Consider the following 18,989-nt stretch of genomic DNA (forward strand, 5'->3'; position numbering starts at 1 on the left):
TCTGGGTTCACCGCATACCTCAGGGCGTGGCTAAAAATCAGTGAGCAAGGGGGAACGCGCTGATGGCTCAGCCGCCCAATCAGCCGCCGCAGGGTGGCTTCGGAGCACCGCAGGATCCGCCGCCGGGTGGCGGCTTCGGGGCGCCGCAGACGCCGCCGCCCCCGCAGGGGCCGCCGGCCGGTGCGCCGCAGCCGGGGTACGGCTACCCGCAGCAGCCTCCGCAGCAGCCGGGGCCCTACAACTCCGGCCCGTACGCCTCCGGTCCCTACGGGCAGCCGCAGCAGCCGGGCCCGTACGGGCAGCAGCCCGGGTACGGCTACCCGCAGCCGCAGTTCCCCGGAGCGCCCGGCACCCCGCCCGGCGGTTCCGGCTCCCGCAACCCCTTCAAGGGCAAGCCCGCCCTCGTCGTCGGCGCCGCCGTGGCCGCGTTGCTGGTGATCGGCGGCACCGTGTGGGCCGTCTCCGGTGACGACGGCAAGAAGGACAAGAAGCCCGTCGCTCGGCAGACCGACGACCCCAAGCCGGACAGCTCGGGCGGCGCCCCGGTCAACCCCGGCGACGGCAGCGGCGACGGCGGCGACGACCCGGAGAACCTCAACGAGGGCCGCCAGGCCGGCGAGTCCAAGGTGCTCTGGTACAAGGAGGCGCCCGACGCCCCCGGCTCCGGCGCCGACGCCCCCGGTATGTGGATCACCGACAGGACCGCGGTGAAGGCCGCCTACAAGGAGCTCTCCGCCTACAACGTCGGGGACGGCAAGCCCAGCTGGGAGACCATCGCCTTCCCCCAGGAGATCTGCTCCGTCACCACGGAGAAGACGGCCGACGACAAGGTCGTCATCGCCTACAAGAGCGGCAAGAGCGACCGGGCCAAGTGCAACCAGCTCCAGCTCGTCGACCTCAACAGCGGTGCGAAGGGCTGGACGGCGGAGGTCGCCGACGGCGATCTGTTCGACTCCGCGCTCTCCATCGAGATGTCCCTCACCGGCAACACGCTGATGGTGGGCCGCTCGCAGTCCGGCACGGCCTACGACGTGCGCACTGGCAAGAAGCTGTTCGAGGCCGAGAAGTACGGCGACGCCCCCTGCTTCCCCTCCGCCTTCGCGGGCGGTGAGCGGCTGATCCAGGTCGCGTCCTGCGGCGCCGGCGGCGACAACGCGCACGACGAGGTCCAAGAGCTCGACCCGAAGACCGGCAAGGCCAAGTGGACCTACGCGTACGAGAAGGGCTGGAGGGTCGAGCGGACCTTCTCCGTCGACCCGCTCGTCGTCTACGCCACCAAGGAGGAGGACGGCGACAAGAAGTCCTGGAACATCGCCGCCTTCACCGCCGCGGGCAAGCTGCGCTCGCAGGTCGCCGTCGACGAGGACTTCGACCCCGGCTGCGGCTGGGCCATCCTGGCGCGCGACCTCCAGGGCTGCCAGGGCGTCACCGTCGAGGGGGACACCCTCTACCTGCCCACGAAGGCGACCACCGGCGCCAACGAGATCGTCGCGATCAGCCTCGACAACGGCAAGGAGCGGTGGCGCGAATCCTCCCCCGTGGAGGAGTCGATGGTGCCGATGAAGGTCGAGAACGGCAAGCTCGTCGCCTACGTCGAGCCCTCCTACGACTCGGGCGGCCAGGTCGTCGCCCTGCCCCTCACGGGCAGCAGCCACAAGCCGGCCAAGCTGATGCAGAACCCGCAGGGCGTCGCGGACATCGAGAGCAGCTTCTTCAGCAAGGCGATCGACTGGGTCGACGGACGCTTCTACATCTCGACCACCCGGCTGACCGGAAATGACGAGTCGAAGGAGAAGTTGATGCTCGCCTACGGCAAGTGATGCGTGTGAGCGCCGCTGTCGCCGTCACTTTCCTGCCGCCCGTCGTCCCCTTCCCCTTTCCCGAGGTACTCACGTCATGACCCAGCCGCCTCCGCCGCCCAACCAGCCGCCGCAGCAGCCGGGGTTCGGGCCGCCGCAGGATCCTTCGCAGCAGCCGCCCGCTCCCGCGGGCGGGGCTGATCTCAACAAGGCCCCCGAGTCCGGGCCCCAGCCCGGGTACGGCTATCCGCAGGCGCCCTCGGCGCCGCCGCAGGCGCCGTCGACTCCGCCCACCCCTCCGGCGGCCCCGCAGGGGCCCGGGTACGGGTATCCGCAGCAGCCGCCGGCCGGCGGGTACGGGTATCCCGGGCAGCAGCCGCCCGGGCCGTACGGTCAGCCGCAGCAGCCGGGAGCGTACGGTCAGCCGCAGCAGCCGGGAGCGTACGGTCAGCCGCAGCAGCCGGGGCCGTACGGGCAGCCGCAGCAGCCGGGGCCGTACGGGCAGCCCGGGTACGGGTACCCGCAGCCGCCGACCATGCCGATGCAGCCGCAGCCGGGCGGCGGCGGGCGGAAGATCAACGCGCAGATGGCCATCATCGTGGCCGCGGTCGTGGCCATCGCCCTGATCGTCGGCGGCGGGGTCTGGTACGCGTCGTCCGGCAAGGACGACGACAAGAAGACCACCGCGAACGGCGGCGGGGGCAAGGAAGAGAAGAACGGCGAGGGCAAGGGCGGGTCCGGGGGCTCCTCCTCCGGCGGGGAGGCCAAGGAGAAGGCTCCCGCCGACACCGCCTCCAAGGTGCTCTTCCAGGTGCCCGCGCCCAAGCTGCCCAAGGGCGTCTCGACCATCGACACCTCCGGCTCCTGGCTGACCGACACGGTGTACGCCAAGAGCGGCATCTCCGAGATCGTCGGTTACGACCGCGCCAAGGGCACCGAGAAGTGGACCGTCGACCTGCCCGGTCCGGTGTGCTCCGCGACCCGTCACGTCACCGAGGACAACAAGACGGCGATCGTCCACAAGCCGAAGATGCCGACCAAGGGCGAGCCGCAGTCCTGCACCCAGGTCGCGCTGATCGACCTGGAGGCGGGCAAGCAGCTGTGGTCCAAGTCGGCCAAGTCCGGCACCATGCCGATCAGCTTCAACAACGTCACCCTCAGCGGGAACACCGTCGCCGCGGGGAGCACCAGCGGCGGAGCCGCCTGGGAGATCCCCTCCGGCAAGCAGCTGTGGGCGCCCAAGACGTCCGACTCCTGCTTCGACTCCGGGTACGGCGGCGGCGCGAAGCTGGTCGCGGTCCGCAAGTGCGGTCCGTACGAGCAGCGTCAGCTGCACATCCAGACCATCGACCCGAAGACCGGGAACGTCATCACCGAGTACAAGATGGACGAGGGCATCGAGTACGCCGCCGTCGTGTCCACCGACCCGCTGGTCGTGGCCGCCGACGTCGGTGACTCCGCCGGTGACGGCAGCGGCATCTCGGACTTCTTCTCCATCGACAACAAGACCGGCAAGCTGCGCCAGCGCATCTCGGCTCCGGGCGACGACTTCGCGGCCGAGTGCGACGCCATCTACAAGATGGAGCAGTGCAGCGGGCTGGCGGTCGGCAACGACCGGCTGTACATCGCGACGGAGGAGCACGAGACCGGCGGGGACTCCTACGGCCAGACCAACGAGATCGTGGCCTTCGACCTCGCGACCGGCAAGCAGACCGGTCAGCGGGCCGACGCGGGTGACGACTACGAGATCACTCCGCTGCGGATGGACGGCGGCAACGTGATCGCGTACAAGCGTCCGCCCTACGACAAGGGCGGGCAGATCGTCAGCATCGACGGGGGGACCTTCAAGGAGACGGTGCTCCTGGAGAACCCGGCGACGGAGAGCGTGCGGGACGTCGAAGGGCGGATGCTGCCCTCGTCCGCGGAGATCCTGTACTCGCAGGGGGGTCTGTACATGTCGAAGGTGTACGCGAGCGACTTCTCCACGGGTGACAAGGAGTATCTGGTCATCGCGTTCGGCACGGGTTGATCGCGCCGGCGGTTCCGCGGTCCGCGGTTTCGCGGTGCCGCGGTTCCGGCTTGTTTCGCACGGCCCCGTCCCTGTTCAGGGACGGGGCCGTGCGCGTACCGCTCATCATGCGCTCATCGCCACCGAATGCGAGAATTTCGGTGATCCGGGGCGATTCTCGCCGGTAGGGGGAGCGCAACGTCGAACAAGCGTGTAGCTTCCGGGGGCATCCGGGGGTCCGGGGGTGCGTTGTCGTGGGGGGTTGGTTGTTCGATGGGTGTGCGGTTGATGGTGGTCGACGACCACCGACTGCTCGCCGAGGCGCTGGCCTCGGCGTTGAAGCTGCGTGGGCACCGGGTGCTGGCCGCGGCGGCGCCGGCGGTGGGGGCGGCGGATCTGGTGATCAGCAGGGCGCCGGAGGTGTGTCTGCTGGGGACGGCTGCGCCGGCGGAGCCGGGGACGTTCGATCCGGTGGTGAAGATCAAGCGGGAGCGGCCGCAGGTGGCGGTGGTCGTGCTGGGGCCGGTGCCGTCGCCTCGGGGGATCGCGGCGGCGTTCGCGGCGGGGGCGTCGGGGTATGTGCGGCACGACGAGCGGATCGAGGGTGTCGAGCGGGCGATCATGAAGGCGCGGGCGGGGGAGGCGGCGGTGGCGCCGCAGCTCTTGCAGGGGGCGTTCGGGGAGCTGCTGAATCCCGCGGCGCAGCCGGACGACGAGGGGCAGCGGCTGCTGCAGATGCTGACGCCTCGGGAGGTGGAGGTGCTGGTGCGGGTGGCGGACGGGGAGGACACCCGGCTGATCGCGGCGGGGATGGGGATCGCGCCGTCCACGGCGCGTACGCATGTGCAGCGGGTGCTGATGAAACTGGGCGTGGGGTCGAGGCTGGAGGCTGCCGCCCTGGCCGCCCGCACGGGTCTCCTGGACCGCGCGGGCCCGGTCGACTGACGCACCACCGCCTGCGGCGCAGCTTTCCCTCCGGTGGGGGTGCGCGTCCTACGCCTGCGGCGCAGCTGCGGGTGGGGTGGGGGTGCGCGTAGCGCCCACGGTGGGTGGGGGGTGCGGGGCCGGGGCGGGGGTGTCCGTCCTCGGACTGGCGCGATGGAGCTTGTTGGTGGGGGTGCGGGGCGCGGACGCGCCAGCCACTGCGGGCGGACACCCCCACCCCGTCCCCTCCCCGCCGTAGGCGACTCGCCCCACGCCCACCGCGATCCGCGGGCAGTCGTGCCGCTGGGGCGATGGGGGTCCCCCCGCTCGAGCGAAGTCGAGAGTGGGGGAGGGTGGGCGCGACGGCACCCCGTAAGCGCCGGGCTGCGCTACCCACCCCCGGCCCACACCAGCGCGGGGCACCCCGTCGGCACCGGGCGCCGACGCAGTCACCCCGCGCCGACGCAGTCACCCCGCGCCGACGCAGTCACCCCGTGCCGGAGTCCTCCCGCTCGTCCGGCAGGACGTCCGGTGGGGGCGGAGCCGTCGGGCGGAGCTTGAGCCACAGCAGGAACAGCAGGCCCAGGACCAGCATCCCCAACCCCGTCCAGAGGTTGATGTTGACCCCCTCCGCCTTGTCGATATCCGCATCGGACGCCGCGAACCCCGCGATCGTGACGATGACGCCGTACAGGACGAACAGCCCGCCGATGATCCGCCGGATGTCGAACAGCCGGGCCGCCGTCGCGGACTTGGTCTCCAGTTCGGTGATCTCCCGCTGGAGATCACGCTCGGAGTAGTGATCGGACATGGTCTCTCAATCCTCCCGCGTTCAGAACGAGAACGGGATGTAGCAGGCGGCCGCCAGAATCACCGCACCCCAGCCGAGCAGCGCCGGCTTGCGGTACCACGCGTCGTCGCCCTCGGCGGGCGGCTCCGCCATGCCGGGGGAGCGCGTGCCGTAGACCAGGCCCTCGAGCTCCTCGGCCGGCTTCGGCGCGGTGAACAGTGACACGGCGACCATCACCACCGCGCCCGCGACGAAGCCCGCGATCGCGGAGACGAAGTTGGCGCCCTGGTCGGTGGGGATGTCGATGATGCCCTGCTTGTAGATGACGAAGTAGTTGACCATTGCGGCGGTGGTGCCGGCGATCAGGCCCCAGAAGCCCGACTTCATCGACGCCCGCTTCCAGAACATGCCGATGATGAAGACCACGAACATCGGCACGTTGAAGAAGGAGAACAGCGTCTGGAGGTAGCTCATGATGTTGGAGAAGGAGCTGGCCAGGAACGCCGTGCCGATGGAGGCGAGGACGCCGATCGCGGTGATCAGGCGGCCGAAGCGGACGTAGTACGCGTCCTCGCGGTGCTTGACCACGTACTTCTGCCAGATGTCGGCGGTGAAGACGGTGTTGAAGGACGAGACGTTGGCCGCCATGCCGGCCATGAACGCCGCCAGCAGGCCGGTCACCGCGATGCCCAGCACGCCGTTGGGCAGGAGTTGCTGCATCAGGTACGGGATGGCGTCGTTGTACTGCAGGTCCGAGTCGCCGGTGCCGATCTGGGGGACCATGACCGCTGCCACCAGGCCCGGGATCATCACCAGGAACACGATGAAGATCTTCGGGAAGGCCGCGATGAGCGGGGTGCGCTGGGCCGCCGAGAGGTTCTTCGCGGACAGGGCGCGCTGCACCTCGGCGAAGTTGGTCGTCCAGTAGCCGAAGGACAGCACGAAACCGAGGCCGAGGACGATGGTCAGCCAGTTGGCGCCGAGCGGGTTGTCGCTGCCGATGCCGGTGCCGCCCCAGGAGGTCATGAAGTTGTCGCCGCGGGAGGCGGTGAGGGAGTCGGACAGGCCGTCCCAGCCGCCGACGCTCTTGAGGCCGAGCACGGTGATGGGGATGAGGGCGGCCAGGATGACGAAGAACTGCAGGACCTCGTTGTAGATCGCCGAGGACAGACCGCCCAGGGTGATGTAGGCCAGGACGAAGAAGCCGGCGACGACGATCGCCACCCACTGCGGCCAGCCCAGGAGGGCCTCGACGACGATCGCGAGGGCGTAGAGGTTCACTCCGGCGATGAGGATCGCGGCCGCCGCGAAGAGGATCGAGCTGAGCAGGTGGGCCGCCTTGTCGAAGCGCAGCAGCAGGAACTCGGGGACCGAGCGGACCTTGCTGCCGTAGTAGAACGGCATCATCACCAGGCCCAGGAAGACCATCGCGGGGATGGCGCCGATCCAGTACCAGTGGGTCGTGTAGACGCCGTACTGGGCGCTGTTGGCCGCCATGCCGAGGATCTCGGTGGCGCCGAGGTTGGCCGCGATGAAGGCCAGGCCGGTGACCCAGGCGGGCAGGGAGCGGCCCGAGAGGAAGAAGTCGAGGCTGGTCCTGACCGAGCGGCGGGCGGCGAAGCCGATGCCCAGCACGACGACGAAGTAGATGCCGAGGATCGTGTAGTCCAGCCAGTTGGTGGGGAGTCGAAGCTCTGCGGCCAGATATGTGGGGGTTTGCATACACACTCGCTTCGTTCGCGAACTGATCCGGTGCGGAACCTACGCCTCCGTGTTCAGAAAATGAACACGTCCGGTGATGTTCTTTGTTCGATCGTGATGAGAACGGTCCGCTGGTGAGTTGTGATGTGTTATGTTTGATTGTGTTGGATGGTTGGCGGAAGGTGCAGAGGAGTGCGGCAGTGAAGAAGACCTCGACCCGGCTGGCCGACGGTCGCGAGCTCATCTACTACGACCTCGCCGACGACACCGTCCGCGACGCCGTCGACCGCCGCCCGCTGGACGCCACCGTCACCACGTCCGAGATCCGCCGCGACGTGCTGCTCGGCGACTCCGTCGCCATCGCCTCCCACCGTCAGGGGCGCACCTATCACCCGCCGGCCGACGAGTGCCCGCTGTGTCCCTCGGAGGGGGAGCGGCTGAGCGAGATCCCCGACACCTCCTACGACGTGGTGGTCTTCGAGAACCGCTTTCCCTCGCTGGCCGGGGACTCGGGGCGGTGCGAGGTCGTCTGCTTCACCTCCGACCACCACGCCTCCTTCGCGGATCTGAGTGAGCGGCAGGCGCGGCTGGTGCTGGATGCCTGGACCGACCGGACGTCCGAGCTGTCGCATCTGCCCTCCGTTGAACAGGTGTTCTGCTTCGAGAACCGGGGGGCCGAGATCGGCGTCACCCTCCAGCACCCGCACGGGCAGATCTACGCCTACCCCTTCACCACCCCCCGCACCGCCCTGATGCTGCGCCAAGTGGCCGCCCACAAGGAGGCGACCGGCGGGGAGAACCTGTTCGACGCCGTGGTGGAGCGGGAAACGGCGGACGAGCGGATCGTCCTGGAGGGTGAACACTGGGTGGCCTTCGTGCCGTATGCGGCGCACTGGCCCTACGAGGTCCACCTGTATCCCAAGCGCCGGGTGCCCGACCTGCTCGGGCTGGAGGAGGCGGCGCGCACGGAGTTCCCCGAGGTGTACCTGGAGCTGCTGAAACGCTTCGACCGGATCTTCGGCGAAGGCGAGCCCTCCACGCCGTACATCGCGGCCTGGCACCAGGCGCCGTTCGGCGCGCTGGAGGAGTTCGACGGCGTCACGCGGGACGACTTCGCGCTCCATCTGGAGCTTTTCACCGTCCGCCGCACGTCCGGCAAGCTGAAGTTCCTCGCGGGCTCCGAGTCCGGCATGAACGTCTTCATCAACGACGTGCCGCCGGAGCGCGCGGCCGAGCGACTGCGGGAGGTAGCGAGTTCATGAGCGGGAAATACCTGGTCACCGGGGGCGCGGGGTATGTCGGCAGCGTCGTCGCCCAGCATCTGATCGAGGCCGGACACGAGGTCGTCGTGCTCGACAACCTCTCCACCGGGTTCCGCGAGGGCGTTCCCGCGGGCGCGTCGTTCATCGAGGGCGACATCCGCGATGCCGCCAAATGGCTGGACTCCTCGTTCGACGGGGTGCTGCACTTCGCCGCCTCCTCCCAGGTCGGCGAGTCGGTGCTGAAGCCGGAGAAGTACTGGGACAACAACGTCGGCGGCACCATGGCCCTGCTCGGCGCGATGCGCGAGGCGGGCGTGCGCCGGCTGGTGTTCTCCTCCACGGCGGCGACGTACGGCGAACCCGAGCAGGTGCCGATCCTCGAGACCGCCCCGACCAGCCCCACCAGCCCGTACGGCGCCTCCAAGCTGGCCGTCGACCACATGATCACCGGCGAGGCGAAGGCGCACGGACTGGGCGCCGTCTCCCTGCGCTACTTCAACGTGGCCGGCGCCTACGGCCGGTACGGCGAGCGCCACGACCCCGAGTCGCACCTGATCCCGCTCGTGCTGCAGGTCGCACAGGGGCGGCGGGAGGCGATCTCCGTGTACGGCGACGACTATCCGACGCCCGACGGCACCTGCGTGCGCGACTACATCCACGTCGCCGACCTGGCCGAGGCCCATCTGCTGGCCCTGCGGGCCGCCGCGCCCGGCGAGCACCTGATCTGCAACCTCGGCAACGGCAACGGCTTCTCCGTCCGCGAGGTCGTCGAGACCGTGCGCCGGGTCACCGGGCATCCGATCCCCGAGGTGGTGGCCCCGCGCCGGGGCGGCGACCCGGCGGTCCTGGTGGCGTCCGCCGCGACGGCACGGGAGAAGCTCGGCTGGAACCCGTCGCGCGCCGACCTCGACGGGATCGTCGCGGACGCGTGGACGTTCGCGCAGCAGCAGGCCGACTAGAACGCAACGAAGGGGCAAGGGGCAGGGCATGAGCGAGACCAGCGGGTCCGTCGCCGAGCGGTTCGAGCAGTTGTACGGGGCCGCGCCGGACGGGGTGTGGGCGGCGCCGGGCCGGGTCAACCTGATCGGCGAGCACACCGACTACAACGACGGCTTCGTCATGCCGTTCGCCCTGCCGCACACCGCCGTCGCCGCGGTGTCCCGGCGGGACGACGGCGTCCTGCGCCTGCACTCCGCCGACGTGTCCGAGCCGGTCGTCGAACTGACGGTGGACGCCCTCGCCCCCGAGTCGGACAAGCGGTGGACCGCCTACCCGGCGGGCGTGGTCTGGGCGCTGCGCGAGGCCGGACACGCCGTCACCGGCGCCGACATCCACCTCGCCTCGACGGTCCCGGCGGGCGCGGGCCTGTCGTCGTCCGCGGCCCTGGAAGTCGTGGTCGCGCTCGCCCTGAACGACCTGTTCGGGCTGGACCTGCGCGGTTGGCAGCTGGCCCGGCTGTGCCAGCGCGCGGAGAACGTCTACGTCGGCGCCCCTGTCGGCATCATGGACCAGACGGCGTCGGCCTGCTGCGAGCCGGGCCACGCCCTGTTCCTCGACACCCGTGACCTCTCCCAGCGGCAGATCCCCTTCGACCTGGCCGCCGAGGGCATGCGCCTGCTGGTCGTCGACACCCGGGTCAAGCACAGCCACAGCGAGGGCGAGTACGGCAAACGCCGCGCGGGCTGCGAGAAGGGCGCCGCCCTGCTGGGCGTGGACGCGCTCAGGGACGTGCCGTTCGGGGAACTGGACGCGGCGCTGAAGCGGCTGGGCGGCGAGGAGGAGGTCCGCCGGCTGGTCCGTCACGTGGTGACGGAGGACGCGCGGGTGGAACGGGTGGTCCGGCTGCTGGAGTCGGGCGACACCCGCGCCATCGGGCCGGTGCTCGTGGAAGGCCACGCCTCGCTGCGCGACGACTTCCGCGTCTCCTGCCCGGAACTCGACCTGGTGGTGGAGACGGCCGTCGCCGCGGGCGCCCTGGGCGCCCGGATGACCGGCGGCGGCTTCGGCGGCTCGGCCATCGTCCTGGCGGAGGAGGCCGATGTCGCCGCCGTCACCAAGGCGGTCGAGGAGGCGTTCGCGGCGGCCGGGTTCAGGACCCCCCGGGTCTTCGAGGCGGTGCCGTCGGCCGGGGCGCGGCGGGTGCGCTGAGTCTCAGGCCAGCCGCTTGGTCAGCGTGTACTCGGTGATCCCCGGCGGGTAGTCGGGGATCACGCACACCACGTCGTAACCCAGGCGCCGGTAGAAGTCCGGGGCCTGGAAGTCCCAGGTCTCCACGCGGGAGGACGTGCACCCGCGTTCGGCGGTGGCGACGCGTTCGGCTTCCGTGAGGAGGCTCGAGCCCAGACCCGCTCCGCGGTGGCGGGCGTCGACCCAGAGGTAGGTCACGTGCAGCCAGGCCGTCCAGGTGTGGCCGACCAGACCGCCCGCGAGATCACCGTTCGCGTCCAACGCCCACACGTGCAAAGGCGCTTCCCGTTCGTCCGGGGTTCCGCGCAGGGCGCGCAGGACCGGTGACGCCGCCGTATTGGTGTCCCTCAGACGCCTGCGGAGCAGATCACGTCGGGCCTTGTCGACTTCTGTCTCAAGACGAAACATGCGGCTCACCATAAACGCGCAAGGGCGCCAGTTCTGCAAATAACCTTCCGCTCCCGGCCCCCGCCCGTACCCTGATGAACAGCGCCGGTGGGGGCCGGCGCCGTTCAGGGGGCGAGACAGTCGGGTACGGCGTTCGAGGTGGGGGCGGCGGTTGTACGGCGGCGGCCGTGCGGTCGCAGTGGTCCGTTCCATGTCCGGTGTGAGTCGATGACAGGGGCCTCGGCGCCGTACCCGCGCCGGTGTCGGCCTCCGACGATGGGGTAGTCCCCTGCTCTGGGAAGAGCTTGGGGAAGGGGGTTTCGTGGTTCGCATTCGAGTCCTGGTCGTCGACGACCATCGCATCTTCGCCGAGTCACTGGCCGCGGCGCTGGCCGCAGAGCCCGATGTCGACGTGTCCGCGGCGGGCAGCGGCCCGGCCGCGCTGCGCTGCCTGGAGCGGGCGGCTTCCGAGGGGCGGCGCTTCGACGTGCTGCTCGTCGACGCCGATCTGGGCGGCAAGGTGCCGGGCGGCCGGCCGGCCGTACCCGTGCAGGCCGGTGACGAGGAGGGGCTCGTCGACGGGATATCGCTGGTCACCGGCGTGCGTTCGGCGCAGCCCCAGGTACGGATCGTCGTCCTCGCGGGGAAGGACGACCCGGCCCGGGCCGCGCTCGCCCTGCAGGCGGGCGCCTCCGGATGGGTGGCCAAGGACTGCTCGCTGAACCGGCTGCTCACCGTCATCCGAGGGGTGCTGCGCGACGAGACGCATCTGCCACCCGCCCTGCTGACGGGCGTACTGCGGGAGTTGACCGCGGCCCGGCGGCACCGCACGGAGAGCGAACGGCTCGTGGAGTCCCTGACCCCGCGCGAGCGGGAGGTGCTCCGGTGCATGGTCGCGGGGCTGGGGCGCAAGGCCGTCGCCGAGCGCCTGTATCTGTCCCCGCACACCGTACGGACCCATATGCAGAACGTCCTCGGGAAACTGGGCGTGCACTCCACCCTGGCCGCGGTGGCCCTCGCCCGCCGAGCGGGGGTCGGGCCCGTCGACCTAACCGGGGATGTTGTCGAACGGGGCGGTCAGCTGGCGTAGCAGTCCAGCCAGTTCGCCACGCTGGGCGCGGGTGAGCTCACCGAGGATCGCCCGCTCCTGCGCCAGCAGCCCGGCCAGCGCCTGATCGGCGCGGTCGCGGCCCTCGTCCGTGAGCCGGACCAGGACACCGCGCCGGTCGCTGGGGTCGGGCAGCCGCTCCACCAGGCCCTTCTTGGCGAGGCGGTCGATGCGGTTGGTCATCGTGCCCGAGGTGACGAGCGTCTGGGTGAGCAGCTGCCCCGGCGAGAGCTGGTACGGGGTGCCCGCGCGGCGCAGCGCGGTCAGGACGTCGAACTCCCAGGACTCCAGGCCGTGCTCGGTGAACGCCAGCCGACGTGCCCGGTCCAGGTGCCGGGCCAGCCTGCTCACCCGGCTGAGCACCTCGAGCGGTTCCACGTCGAGGTCCGGGCGCTCCCGGCGCCACGCCGCGACCAGCCGATCGACCTCGTCCTCCATGCTGATCAGTGTAGTGGTTGTGTCGACGTGAAGTCTCTTGACATCGAGCATCTTGACATCGAGATGAACGGGGAGTGACGCTGGGTACCCGTCCACCGGCCATCAGGAGGCGCCATGTCCGCCGCGACCCCCGTCTGGGACCCCGCCCAGTACCTGCGCCACGCCGGTCACCGCACCCGGCCCTTCACCGACCTGCTCGCCCGCGTCCCGGAACCGCCGGGGCGCCGGCCCCGGATCGCCGACCTCGGCTGCGGCGCCGGCAACGTCACCGCGCTCCTCGCCCAACGCTGGCCCGCCGCGCTCATCACCGGCTACGACAACTCGCCCGAGATGCTCGACCGGGCCCGCGCCGAGCACGAGGGCGGCGGACTCGGCTTCGCGGAGGCCGACGTCCGCGCGTGGACGCCGGACGAGCCGCACGGCCTCATCGTCAGCAACGCCACGCTGCAATGGGTCCCGGGGCACGCCGACCGGTTCGCCGAGTGGATCGCCGGGCTCGCTCCCGGCGGCACGTTCGCCTTCCAGGTGCCGGGCAACTTCGACGCCCCCAGCCACGTACTGATGCGCGAACTGGCCGCCTCCGCGCGGTGGCGCGACCGCCTGTCCGGCGTCCTGCGCCACGACGACGCCGTACTGAGCCCGGAGGCGTACCTGGAGCGGCTGGCCGCCCTGGGCTGCGTGACCGACGCGTGGGAGACGACGTACGTGCACCTGCTGGAAGGGGAGGACCCCGTCCTCGACTGGGTCAAGGGCACCGGCCTGCGCCCCGTCCTCACCGCCCTCGCCGACGACCCCGAGGCCCGGGACGCCTTCGTCGCCGACTACCGCAGCGCCCTGCGGTCCGCCTACCCGGCGGGCCCCCACGGCACCCCGTTCCCCTTCCGCCGCGTCTTCGCCGTCGCCGTCAAGGAGGCGTGATGCTCGCCGCCGTCGACCACGTGCAGCTCGCCGCGCCGCCCGGCTCCGAGGAACGGCTGCGCGCCTACTACGCCGGCACCCTCGGCATGACCGAGGTGCCCAAGCCGCCGGCCCTGGCAGCACGCGGAGGCTGCTGGTTCGAGGCCGGCACCGTACGTCTCCACCTGGGCATCGAGGACGGCTTCCGGCCCGCGAGAAAGGCCCACCCCGGTCTGCGCGTGACCGGCATCGAGGCGTACGCGGCCCGGCTGGCCGCCCACGGCGCCCCGGTCACCTGGGACGACACCCTCCCGGGCCACCGGCGCTTCTACTCCGAGGACCCGGTGGGCAACCGCCTGGAATTCCTCGAACCGACCAACTGACGCCCCTTCCGGCCGAGGTCTTCCCCCGCCTGCCGCCGGCCGGCGACCGCCAGGGCGTCCTCCATGCCCTTGATCACCTCAGGATCGACCAGGAGCGCCGTCACACCGCCGTCGACGGTGACCGCGATCGGCTCGGGGCTGCCGGACAGCCGGCGCACCAGATCATCCAGCCGGGCAGCGGCCTCGTCGGCCGTGATCTCCATCATGCCCGCACGGTGCCACACCGAGGACCGCGTCCTCAGCTCTTGCGGTGGCCTATCAGCCGCGGCTTCGGCTCCAGGCCGTCCAGCCCGTGCCACGCCAGATTGACCAGGTGGGCCGCCACCTCCGCCTTCTTCGGCTTGCGCACGTCCAGCCACCACTGGCCCGTCAGGGCGACCATGCCCACCAGAGCCTGCGCGTACAGCGGGGCCAGCTTCGGGTCGAAACCGCGGCTCTTGAACTCGCGCCCCAGGATGTCCTCCACCTGGGTGGCGATGTCCGAGATCAGGGAGGCGAAGGACCCCGTCGACTGGGGGATGGGCGAGTCACGGACCAGGATGCGGAAACCGTCCGTGTACTCCTCGATGTAGTCCAGCAGCGCGAACGCCGCCTGCTCGCACAGTTCACGGGGGTGACCCGCCGTCAGTGAACCGGTGACCATGTCCAGCAGACGCCGCATCTCGCGGTCGACCACCACTGCGTACAGGCCCTCCTTGCCGCCGAAATGCTCGTACACCACCGGCTTGGAGACCCCGGCCTTCGCCGCGATCTCCTCCACCGACGTGCCCTCGAAGCCCTTCGCCGCGAACAGGGTGCGGCCGATCTCCAGCAGCTGCTGGCGGCGCTCCGCACCGGTCATCCGGGTACGGCGCGCACGCCGCGGCTTGTCATTGCTGGGGGTGCTGCTGGAGTCGGTCGCCACGGCGCCCATCATGCCGCCTCGACGGACTCCGTCCCCTGCCGGGAGCCGCCTTCCACGGTGTTACGGCGCGAATCGATACGGGAGCGTGACGGCCACCGCACGTCGTACGCCCAGCCCAGCTGCTCGAACCAGCGGATCAGCCGGGCCGAGGAATCCAGCTGCCCGCGCTCGACCCCGTGCCGCGCGGACGTCGGGTCGGCGTGGTGCAGGTTGTGCCAGGACTCACCGCACGACAGAACCGCCAGCCACCACACGTTGCCCGAACGGTCCCGCGACTTGAACGGACGCTTGCCGACCGCGTGGCAGATCGAGTTGATCGACCACGTCACGTGGTGCAGCAGCGCCACCCGGACGAGCGACCCCCAGAAGAAGCCGGTGAACGCGCCCCACCAGGACATGGTGACCAGGCCGCCGATCAGTGCGGGCAGCGCCAGCGACAACGCCGTCCACAGGATGAACTGCCGGGAGATGGCCCGCAGCGTCCGGTCCTTGATCAGGTCCGGCGCGTACTTGTCCTGCGGCGTCTGCTCCTCGTCGAACATCCAGCCGATGTGCGCCCACCACAGGCCCTTCATCAGCGCCGGGACCGTCTCGCCGTACTTCCACGGCGAATGCGGGTCGCCCTCGTCGTCGGAGAACTTGTGGTGCTTGCGGTGATCGGCCACCCACCGCACCAGGGGGCCCTCCACCGCCATGGACCCCGCGATCGCCAACGCGATCTTCAGGGGCCGCTTCGCCTTGAACGAACCGTGCGTGAAGTGACGGTGGAAGCCGATGGTGATGCCGTGGCATCCGAGGAAGTAGAAGAAGACCAGCAGACCGAGGTCCAGCCAGCTCACTCCCCAGCCCCATGCCAGCGGCACCGCCGCCAGCAGCGCCAGGAACGGCACCGTGATGAAGAGCAGCAGCGTGATCTGCTCGATGGACCGCTTGCGCTCCCCGCCCAAGGTGGCGGAGGGCGCGGCGTCGTCGGACCGGGACTGCGTCGAGGCTTCGTCGAGCACGTCGGAACGTGAGGTCATACGTGTCCCCTGTGGGGTATGTGGACTGAGGGTGGTGCCGCGGCCGCCGGAAACGCACGACTTTCCTACGGTTCCGTAACCTACGGCAACGTAAGTATGGCAGTGCGTGGCCCGGCGGCAAGAGCCCGTGGGCCTGCGCGTCCGGGTCGACACCTATCCTGGAGATCGGTCGGACAGCGCGGTCCGCTCTGATTTCTTCCCGGACGCCCGGCCCGTAAGCGGCGCACGCCGCGCGGGACGCCGTCCGGGTTCCCTCCCAGAGAGCTTCAACACTGCAAGGAGCCGCACCTGTGAGCAGTGCCGACGACCAGACCACCACGACGAGCAGCGAGCTGCGCGCCGACATCCGCCGGCTGGGCGACCTCCTAGGAGAGACCCTGGTCCGCCAGGAGGGCCCGGAACTGCTCGACCTCGTCGAGAAGGTACGCCGACTCACCCGTGAGGACGGCGAGGCCGCCGCGGAACTGCTGCGGGGGACCGAACTGGAGACCGCGGCCAAGCTGGTCCGCGCCTTCTCCACCTACTTCCACCTGGCCAACGTCACCGAGCAGGTGCACCGCGGCCGCGAACTGCGCGCCCGCCGGGCCGCCGAGGGCGGCCTGCTCTCCCGCACCGCCGACCGGCTCAAGGACGCCGACCCCGAGCACCTGCGCGAGACCGTGCGCCACCTCAACGTGCGCCCCGTCTTCACCGCCCACCCCACCGAGGCCGCCCGCCGCTCCGTCCTCAACAAGCTCCGCCGGATCGCCGCCCTCCTCGACACCCCGGTCCTCGCCTCCGACCGGCGCCGCCTCGACACCCGGCTGGCCGAGAACATCGACCTCGTCTGGCAGACCGACGAACTGCGCGTCGTCCGCCCCGAGCCCGCCGACGAGGCCCGCAACGCCATCTACTACCTCGACGAACTCCACGCCGGCGCCGTCGGCGACGTCCTGGAGGACCTCACCGCCGAACTGGAGCGCGTCGGCGTCCACCTCCCCGACGACACCCGCCCCCTCACCTTCGGCACCTGGATCGGCGGCGACCGCGACGGCAACCCCAACGTCACCCCCCAGGTGACCTGGGACGTCCTCATCCTCCAGCACGAGCACGGCATCAACGACGCCCTGGAGATGATCGACGAGCTGCGCGGCTTCCTCTCCAACTCCATCCGCTACGCCGGCGCGACCGAGGAACTGCTCGCCTCCCTCCAGGCCGACCTCGACGCGCTCCCCGAGATCAGCCCCCGCTACAAGCGGCTCAACGCCGAGGAGCCCTACCGGCTCAAGGCCACCTGCATCCGCCAGAAGCTGGAGAACACCAAGCTCCGCCTCGCCAAGGGCACCACCCACGAGCCCGGCCGCGACTACCTCGGCACCGGCGAACTCCTCGCCGACCTGCGCATCATCCAGGCCTCCCTGCGCGAACACCGCGGCGGCCTCTTCGCCGACGGCCGTCTCGCCCGCACCATCCGCACCCTGGCCGCCTTCGGTCTCCAGCTCGCCACCATGGACGTACGCGAGCACGCCGACGCCCACCACCACGCCCTCGGCCAGCTGTTCGACCGGCTCGGCGAGGAATCGTGGCGGTACGCCGACATGCCCCGCGACTACCGCTCCAAGCTCCTCGCCAAGGAACTGCGCAGCAGAAGGCCGCTCGCCCCCACCCCGGCGCCCGTCGACGCCGCCGGCGAGAAGACCCTCGGCGTGTTCCGGACCGTCAAGCGGGCCCTGGAGGTCTTCGGCCCCGAGGTCGTCGAGTCCTACATCATCTCCATGTGCCAGGGCGCCGACGACGTCTTCGCCGCCGCCGTCCTCGCCCGCGAGGCCGGACTCATCGACCTGCACGCCGGCTGGGCGAAGATCGGCATCGTCCCCCTGCTGGAGACCACGGACGAGCTCAAGGCCGCCGACACCATCCTCGAGGACATGCTCGCCGACCCCTCCTACCGGCGCCTCGTCGCCCTGCGCGGTGACGTCCAGGAGGTCATGCTCGGCTACTCCGACTCCTCCAAGTTCGGCGGCATCACCACCAGCCAGTGGGAGATCCACCGCGCCCAGCGCCGCCTGCGCGACGTCGCCCACCGCTACGGCGTCCGCCTGCGCCTCTTCCACGGCCGCGGCGGCACCGTCGGCCGCGGCGGCGGCCCCACCCACGACGCCATCCTCGCCCAGCCCTGGGGCACCCTCGAAGGCGAGATCAAGGTCACCGAACAGGGCGAGGTCATCTCCGACAAGTACCTCATCCCGTCGCTGGCCAGGGAGAACCTGGAGCTGACCGTCGCGGCCACCCTCCAGGCGTCCGCCCTGCACACCGCCCCCCGCCAGTCCGACGAGGCACTCGCCCGCTGGGACGCCGCCATGGACGTCGTCTCCGACGCCGCCCACACGGCCTACCGGGGGCTCGTCGAGGACCCCGACCTGCCGACGTACTTCCTCGCCTCCACGCCCGTCGACCAGCTCGCCGAGCTGCACCTGGGCTCGCGGCCCTCCCGCCGCCCCGGCTCCGGCGTCTCGCTCGACGGACTGCGCGCCATCCCGTGGGTGTTCGGCTGGACCCAGTCCCGGCAGATCGTCCCCGGCTGGTACGGCGTCGGCTCCGGCCTCAAGGCCCTCCGCGAGGCCGGCCTCGACACCGTGCTCGACGAGATGCACCAGCAGTGGCACTTCTTCCGCAACTTCATCTCCAACGTGGAGATGACCCTCGCCAAGACCGACCTGCGCATCGCCCAGCACTACGTCGACACCCTCGTCCCCGACGAGCTCAAGCACGTCTTCGACGCCATCAAGGCCGAACACGAGCTGACCGTCGCCGAGGTCCTCCGGGTCACCGGCGAGAAGGAACTCCTGGACGCCGACCCGGTCCTCAAGCAGACGTTCAGCATCCGTGACGCCTACCTGGACCCGATCTCCTACCTCCAGGTCGCCCTCCTCAAGCGCCAGCGCGACGCCGCCGAGGCCGAGGAGCAGCCCGACCCGGTGCTCTCCCGCGCCCTGCTGCTCACCGTCAACGGCGTGGCGGCCGGCCTGCGCAACACCGGCTGACCACACGCAACGACAGGTGCCCCCGGCCGCGTACGGCCGGGGGCACCTGCACGTTTCGCACCGGCCTTGAACGGCCGGGGTGTCTGCGCGTCCTGCACCCGTCCCGCACGGCCGAAGCACGTGCGCGTCACCGGGTGTCCCGCAGAGTGGAGGGCC

Annotated in this window: 17 protein-coding genes; 10 read left to right on the top strand and 7 right to left on the bottom strand. The window is 70.7% G+C overall.

Going from position 1 to position 18,989, the window contains the following annotated elements; translation table 11 throughout:
- The first annotated feature begins 62 nt into the window (after positions 1–62).
- The 3 genes from ACZ44S_RS25120 (at position 63) to ACZ44S_RS25130 (ending at position 4,752) form a co-directional block, all read left to right on the top strand.
- Entirely contained in the window at positions 63–1,820 is a 1,758-nt protein-coding gene (locus tag ACZ44S_RS25120; protein ID WP_466932693.1) for an outer membrane protein assembly factor BamB family protein, read from the top strand.
- A 76-nt stretch (positions 1,821–1,896) separates the two neighbouring features.
- Positions 1,897–3,828, top strand: coding sequence for an outer membrane protein assembly factor BamB family protein (locus ACZ44S_RS25125; RefSeq protein ID WP_466932695.1), 1,932 nt, complete (start codon positions 1,897–1,899; stop codon positions 3,826–3,828).
- A gap of 252 nt (positions 3,829–4,080) precedes the next feature.
- The gene (locus ACZ44S_RS25130) at positions 4,081–4,752 is read left to right on the top strand and encodes a helix-turn-helix transcriptional regulator (protein ID WP_466932697.1); all 672 of its coding nucleotides are present in this window, start codon (positions 4,081–4,083) and stop codon (positions 4,750–4,752) included.
- Between the two features lie 466 nt (positions 4,753–5,218).
- Here the strand turns inward: ACZ44S_RS25130 and ACZ44S_RS25135 are convergent, their stop codons facing one another.
- Both ACZ44S_RS25135 and ACZ44S_RS25140 read right to left on the bottom strand, forming a co-directional pair.
- Positions 5,219–5,542: a hypothetical protein gene (locus tag ACZ44S_RS25135; RefSeq protein WP_190165237.1), complete on the bottom strand. Its 324-nt coding sequence runs from the start codon at positions 5,540–5,542 to the stop codon at positions 5,219–5,221.
- Positions 5,543–5,563: 21 nt separating this feature from the next.
- Positions 5,564–7,243 (bottom strand): sodium:solute symporter family protein, encoded by a 1,680-nt coding sequence (locus ACZ44S_RS25140; RefSeq protein ID WP_466932699.1) that lies wholly within the window; start codon positions 7,241–7,243, stop codon positions 5,564–5,566.
- A 179-nt stretch (positions 7,244–7,422) separates the two neighbouring features.
- Here ACZ44S_RS25140 and galT point away from each other — a divergent pair, with 179 nt between their 5' ends.
- The 3 genes from galT to galK are packed head-to-tail and all read left to right on the top strand — an operon-like array spanning position 7,423 to position 10,632.
- Positions 7,423–8,484, top strand: a complete 1,062-nt coding sequence (gene galT / locus ACZ44S_RS25145) for a galactose-1-phosphate uridylyltransferase (protein WP_466932701.1) — start codon at positions 7,423–7,425, stop codon at positions 8,482–8,484.
- The gene (galE, locus tag ACZ44S_RS25150) at positions 8,481–9,443 is read left to right on the top strand and encodes a UDP-glucose 4-epimerase GalE (protein ID WP_466932703.1); all 963 of its coding nucleotides are present in this window, start codon (positions 8,481–8,483) and stop codon (positions 9,441–9,443) included. The genes galT and galE overlap by 4 nt, the downstream gene beginning before the upstream one ends.
- 28 nt (positions 9,444–9,471) lie before the next feature.
- Positions 9,472–10,632, top strand: a complete 1,161-nt coding sequence (gene galK, locus ACZ44S_RS25155; protein ID WP_466932705.1) for a galactokinase — start codon at positions 9,472–9,474, stop codon at positions 10,630–10,632.
- Positions 10,633–10,635: 3 nt separating this feature from the next.
- Here the strand turns inward: galK and ACZ44S_RS25160 are convergent, their stop codons facing one another.
- Positions 10,636–11,091, bottom strand: a complete 456-nt coding sequence (locus ACZ44S_RS25160) for a GNAT family N-acetyltransferase (RefSeq protein WP_466932707.1) — start codon at positions 11,089–11,091, stop codon at positions 10,636–10,638.
- A 289-nt stretch (positions 11,092–11,380) separates the two neighbouring features.
- Here ACZ44S_RS25160 and ACZ44S_RS25165 point away from each other — a divergent pair, with 289 nt between their 5' ends.
- Complete coding sequence (locus ACZ44S_RS25165; protein WP_466932709.1) at positions 11,381–12,148, top strand: LuxR C-terminal-related transcriptional regulator; 768 nt, start codon at positions 11,381–11,383, stop codon at positions 12,146–12,148.
- Here ACZ44S_RS25165 and tamR read toward each other — a convergent pair.
- Positions 12,107–12,604, bottom strand: a complete 498-nt coding sequence (tamR, locus tag ACZ44S_RS25170; RefSeq protein WP_190165230.1) for a MarR family transcriptional regulator TamR — start codon at positions 12,602–12,604, stop codon at positions 12,107–12,109. The genes ACZ44S_RS25165 and tamR overlap by 42 nt on opposite strands.
- Positions 12,605–12,718: 114 nt before the next feature.
- On the opposite strand from tamR, the gene ACZ44S_RS25175 reads away from it, so the two are divergent.
- Entirely contained in the window at positions 12,719–13,522 is an 804-nt protein-coding gene (locus tag ACZ44S_RS25175; RefSeq protein ID WP_466932712.1) for a trans-aconitate 2-methyltransferase, read from the top strand.
- Entirely contained in the window at positions 13,522–13,884 is a 363-nt protein-coding gene (locus tag ACZ44S_RS25180; protein WP_466932714.1) for a VOC family protein, read from the top strand. Before ACZ44S_RS25175 ends, ACZ44S_RS25180 begins: the two co-directional genes overlap by 1 nt.
- On the opposite strand, the gene ACZ44S_RS25185 is transcribed toward ACZ44S_RS25180, so the two are convergent.
- Genes ACZ44S_RS25185 through ACZ44S_RS25195 form a run of 3 tightly spaced genes read right to left on the bottom strand, consistent with a single transcriptional unit; the run spans position 13,830 to position 15,810 of the window.
- The gene (locus ACZ44S_RS25185) at positions 13,830–14,090 is read right to left on the bottom strand and encodes a type II toxin-antitoxin system prevent-host-death family antitoxin (RefSeq protein ID WP_466932716.1); all 261 of its coding nucleotides are present in this window, start codon (positions 14,088–14,090) and stop codon (positions 13,830–13,832) included. The genes ACZ44S_RS25180 and ACZ44S_RS25185 overlap by 55 nt on opposite strands.
- A 32-nt stretch (positions 14,091–14,122) precedes the next feature.
- Positions 14,123–14,800, bottom strand: a complete 678-nt coding sequence (locus ACZ44S_RS25190) for a TetR/AcrR family transcriptional regulator (protein WP_466932718.1) — start codon at positions 14,798–14,800, stop codon at positions 14,123–14,125.
- The gene (locus tag ACZ44S_RS25195) at positions 14,797–15,810 is read right to left on the bottom strand and encodes an acyl-CoA desaturase (protein WP_466932720.1); all 1,014 of its coding nucleotides are present in this window, start codon (positions 15,808–15,810) and stop codon (positions 14,797–14,799) included. The genes ACZ44S_RS25190 and ACZ44S_RS25195 overlap by 4 nt, the downstream gene beginning before the upstream one ends.
- Positions 15,811–16,100: 290 nt before the next feature.
- On the opposite strand from ACZ44S_RS25195, the gene ppc reads away from it, so the two are divergent.
- A complete protein-coding gene (gene ppc, locus ACZ44S_RS25200) occupies positions 16,101–18,833 on the top strand; it encodes a phosphoenolpyruvate carboxylase (RefSeq protein WP_466932722.1) in 2,733 nt (910 codons plus the stop codon).
- Positions 18,834–18,989 lie beyond the last annotated feature (156 nt).

The organism is Streptomyces malachitofuscus (assembly GCF_055571035.1).

Bases quoted from the DNA above. Each gene is read 5' to 3' on its own strand.
- ACZ44S_RS25120 (WP_466932693.1), top strand. From the start codon at position 63: ATGGCTCAGCCGCCCAATCAGCCGCCGCAGGGTGGCTTCGGAGCACCG.
- ACZ44S_RS25125 (WP_466932695.1), top strand. From the start codon at position 1,897: ATGACCCAGCCGCCTCCGCCGCCCAACCAGCCGCCGCAGCAGCCGGGG.
- ACZ44S_RS25130 (WP_466932697.1), top strand. From the start codon at position 4,081: ATGGGTGTGCGGTTGATGGTGGTCGACGACCACCGACTGCTCGCCGAG.
- ACZ44S_RS25135 (WP_190165237.1), bottom strand. From the start codon at position 5,542: ATGTCCGATCACTACTCCGAGCGTGATCTCCAGCGGGAGATCACCGAA.
- ACZ44S_RS25140 (WP_466932699.1), bottom strand. From the start codon at position 7,243: ATGCAAACCCCCACATATCTGGCCGCAGAGCTTCGACTCCCCACCAAC.
- galE (WP_466932703.1), top strand. From the start codon at position 8,481: ATGAGCGGGAAATACCTGGTCACCGGGGGCGCGGGGTATGTCGGCAGC.
- galK (WP_466932705.1), top strand. From the start codon at position 9,472: ATGAGCGAGACCAGCGGGTCCGTCGCCGAGCGGTTCGAGCAGTTGTAC.
- ACZ44S_RS25160 (WP_466932707.1), bottom strand. From the start codon at position 11,091: ATGGTGAGCCGCATGTTTCGTCTTGAGACAGAAGTCGACAAGGCCCGA.
- tamR (WP_190165230.1), bottom strand. From the start codon at position 12,604: ATGGAGGACGAGGTCGATCGGCTGGTCGCGGCGTGGCGCCGGGAGCGC.
- ACZ44S_RS25175 (WP_466932712.1), top strand. From the start codon at position 12,719: ATGTCCGCCGCGACCCCCGTCTGGGACCCCGCCCAGTACCTGCGCCAC.
- ACZ44S_RS25180 (WP_466932714.1), top strand. From the start codon at position 13,522: ATGCTCGCCGCCGTCGACCACGTGCAGCTCGCCGCGCCGCCCGGCTCC.
- ACZ44S_RS25185 (WP_466932716.1), bottom strand. From the start codon at position 14,090: ATGATGGAGATCACGGCCGACGAGGCCGCTGCCCGGCTGGATGATCTG.
- ACZ44S_RS25190 (WP_466932718.1), bottom strand. From the start codon at position 14,800: ATGATGGGCGCCGTGGCGACCGACTCCAGCAGCACCCCCAGCAATGAC.
- ACZ44S_RS25195 (WP_466932720.1), bottom strand. From the start codon at position 15,810: ATGACCTCACGTTCCGACGTGCTCGACGAAGCCTCGACGCAGTCCCGG.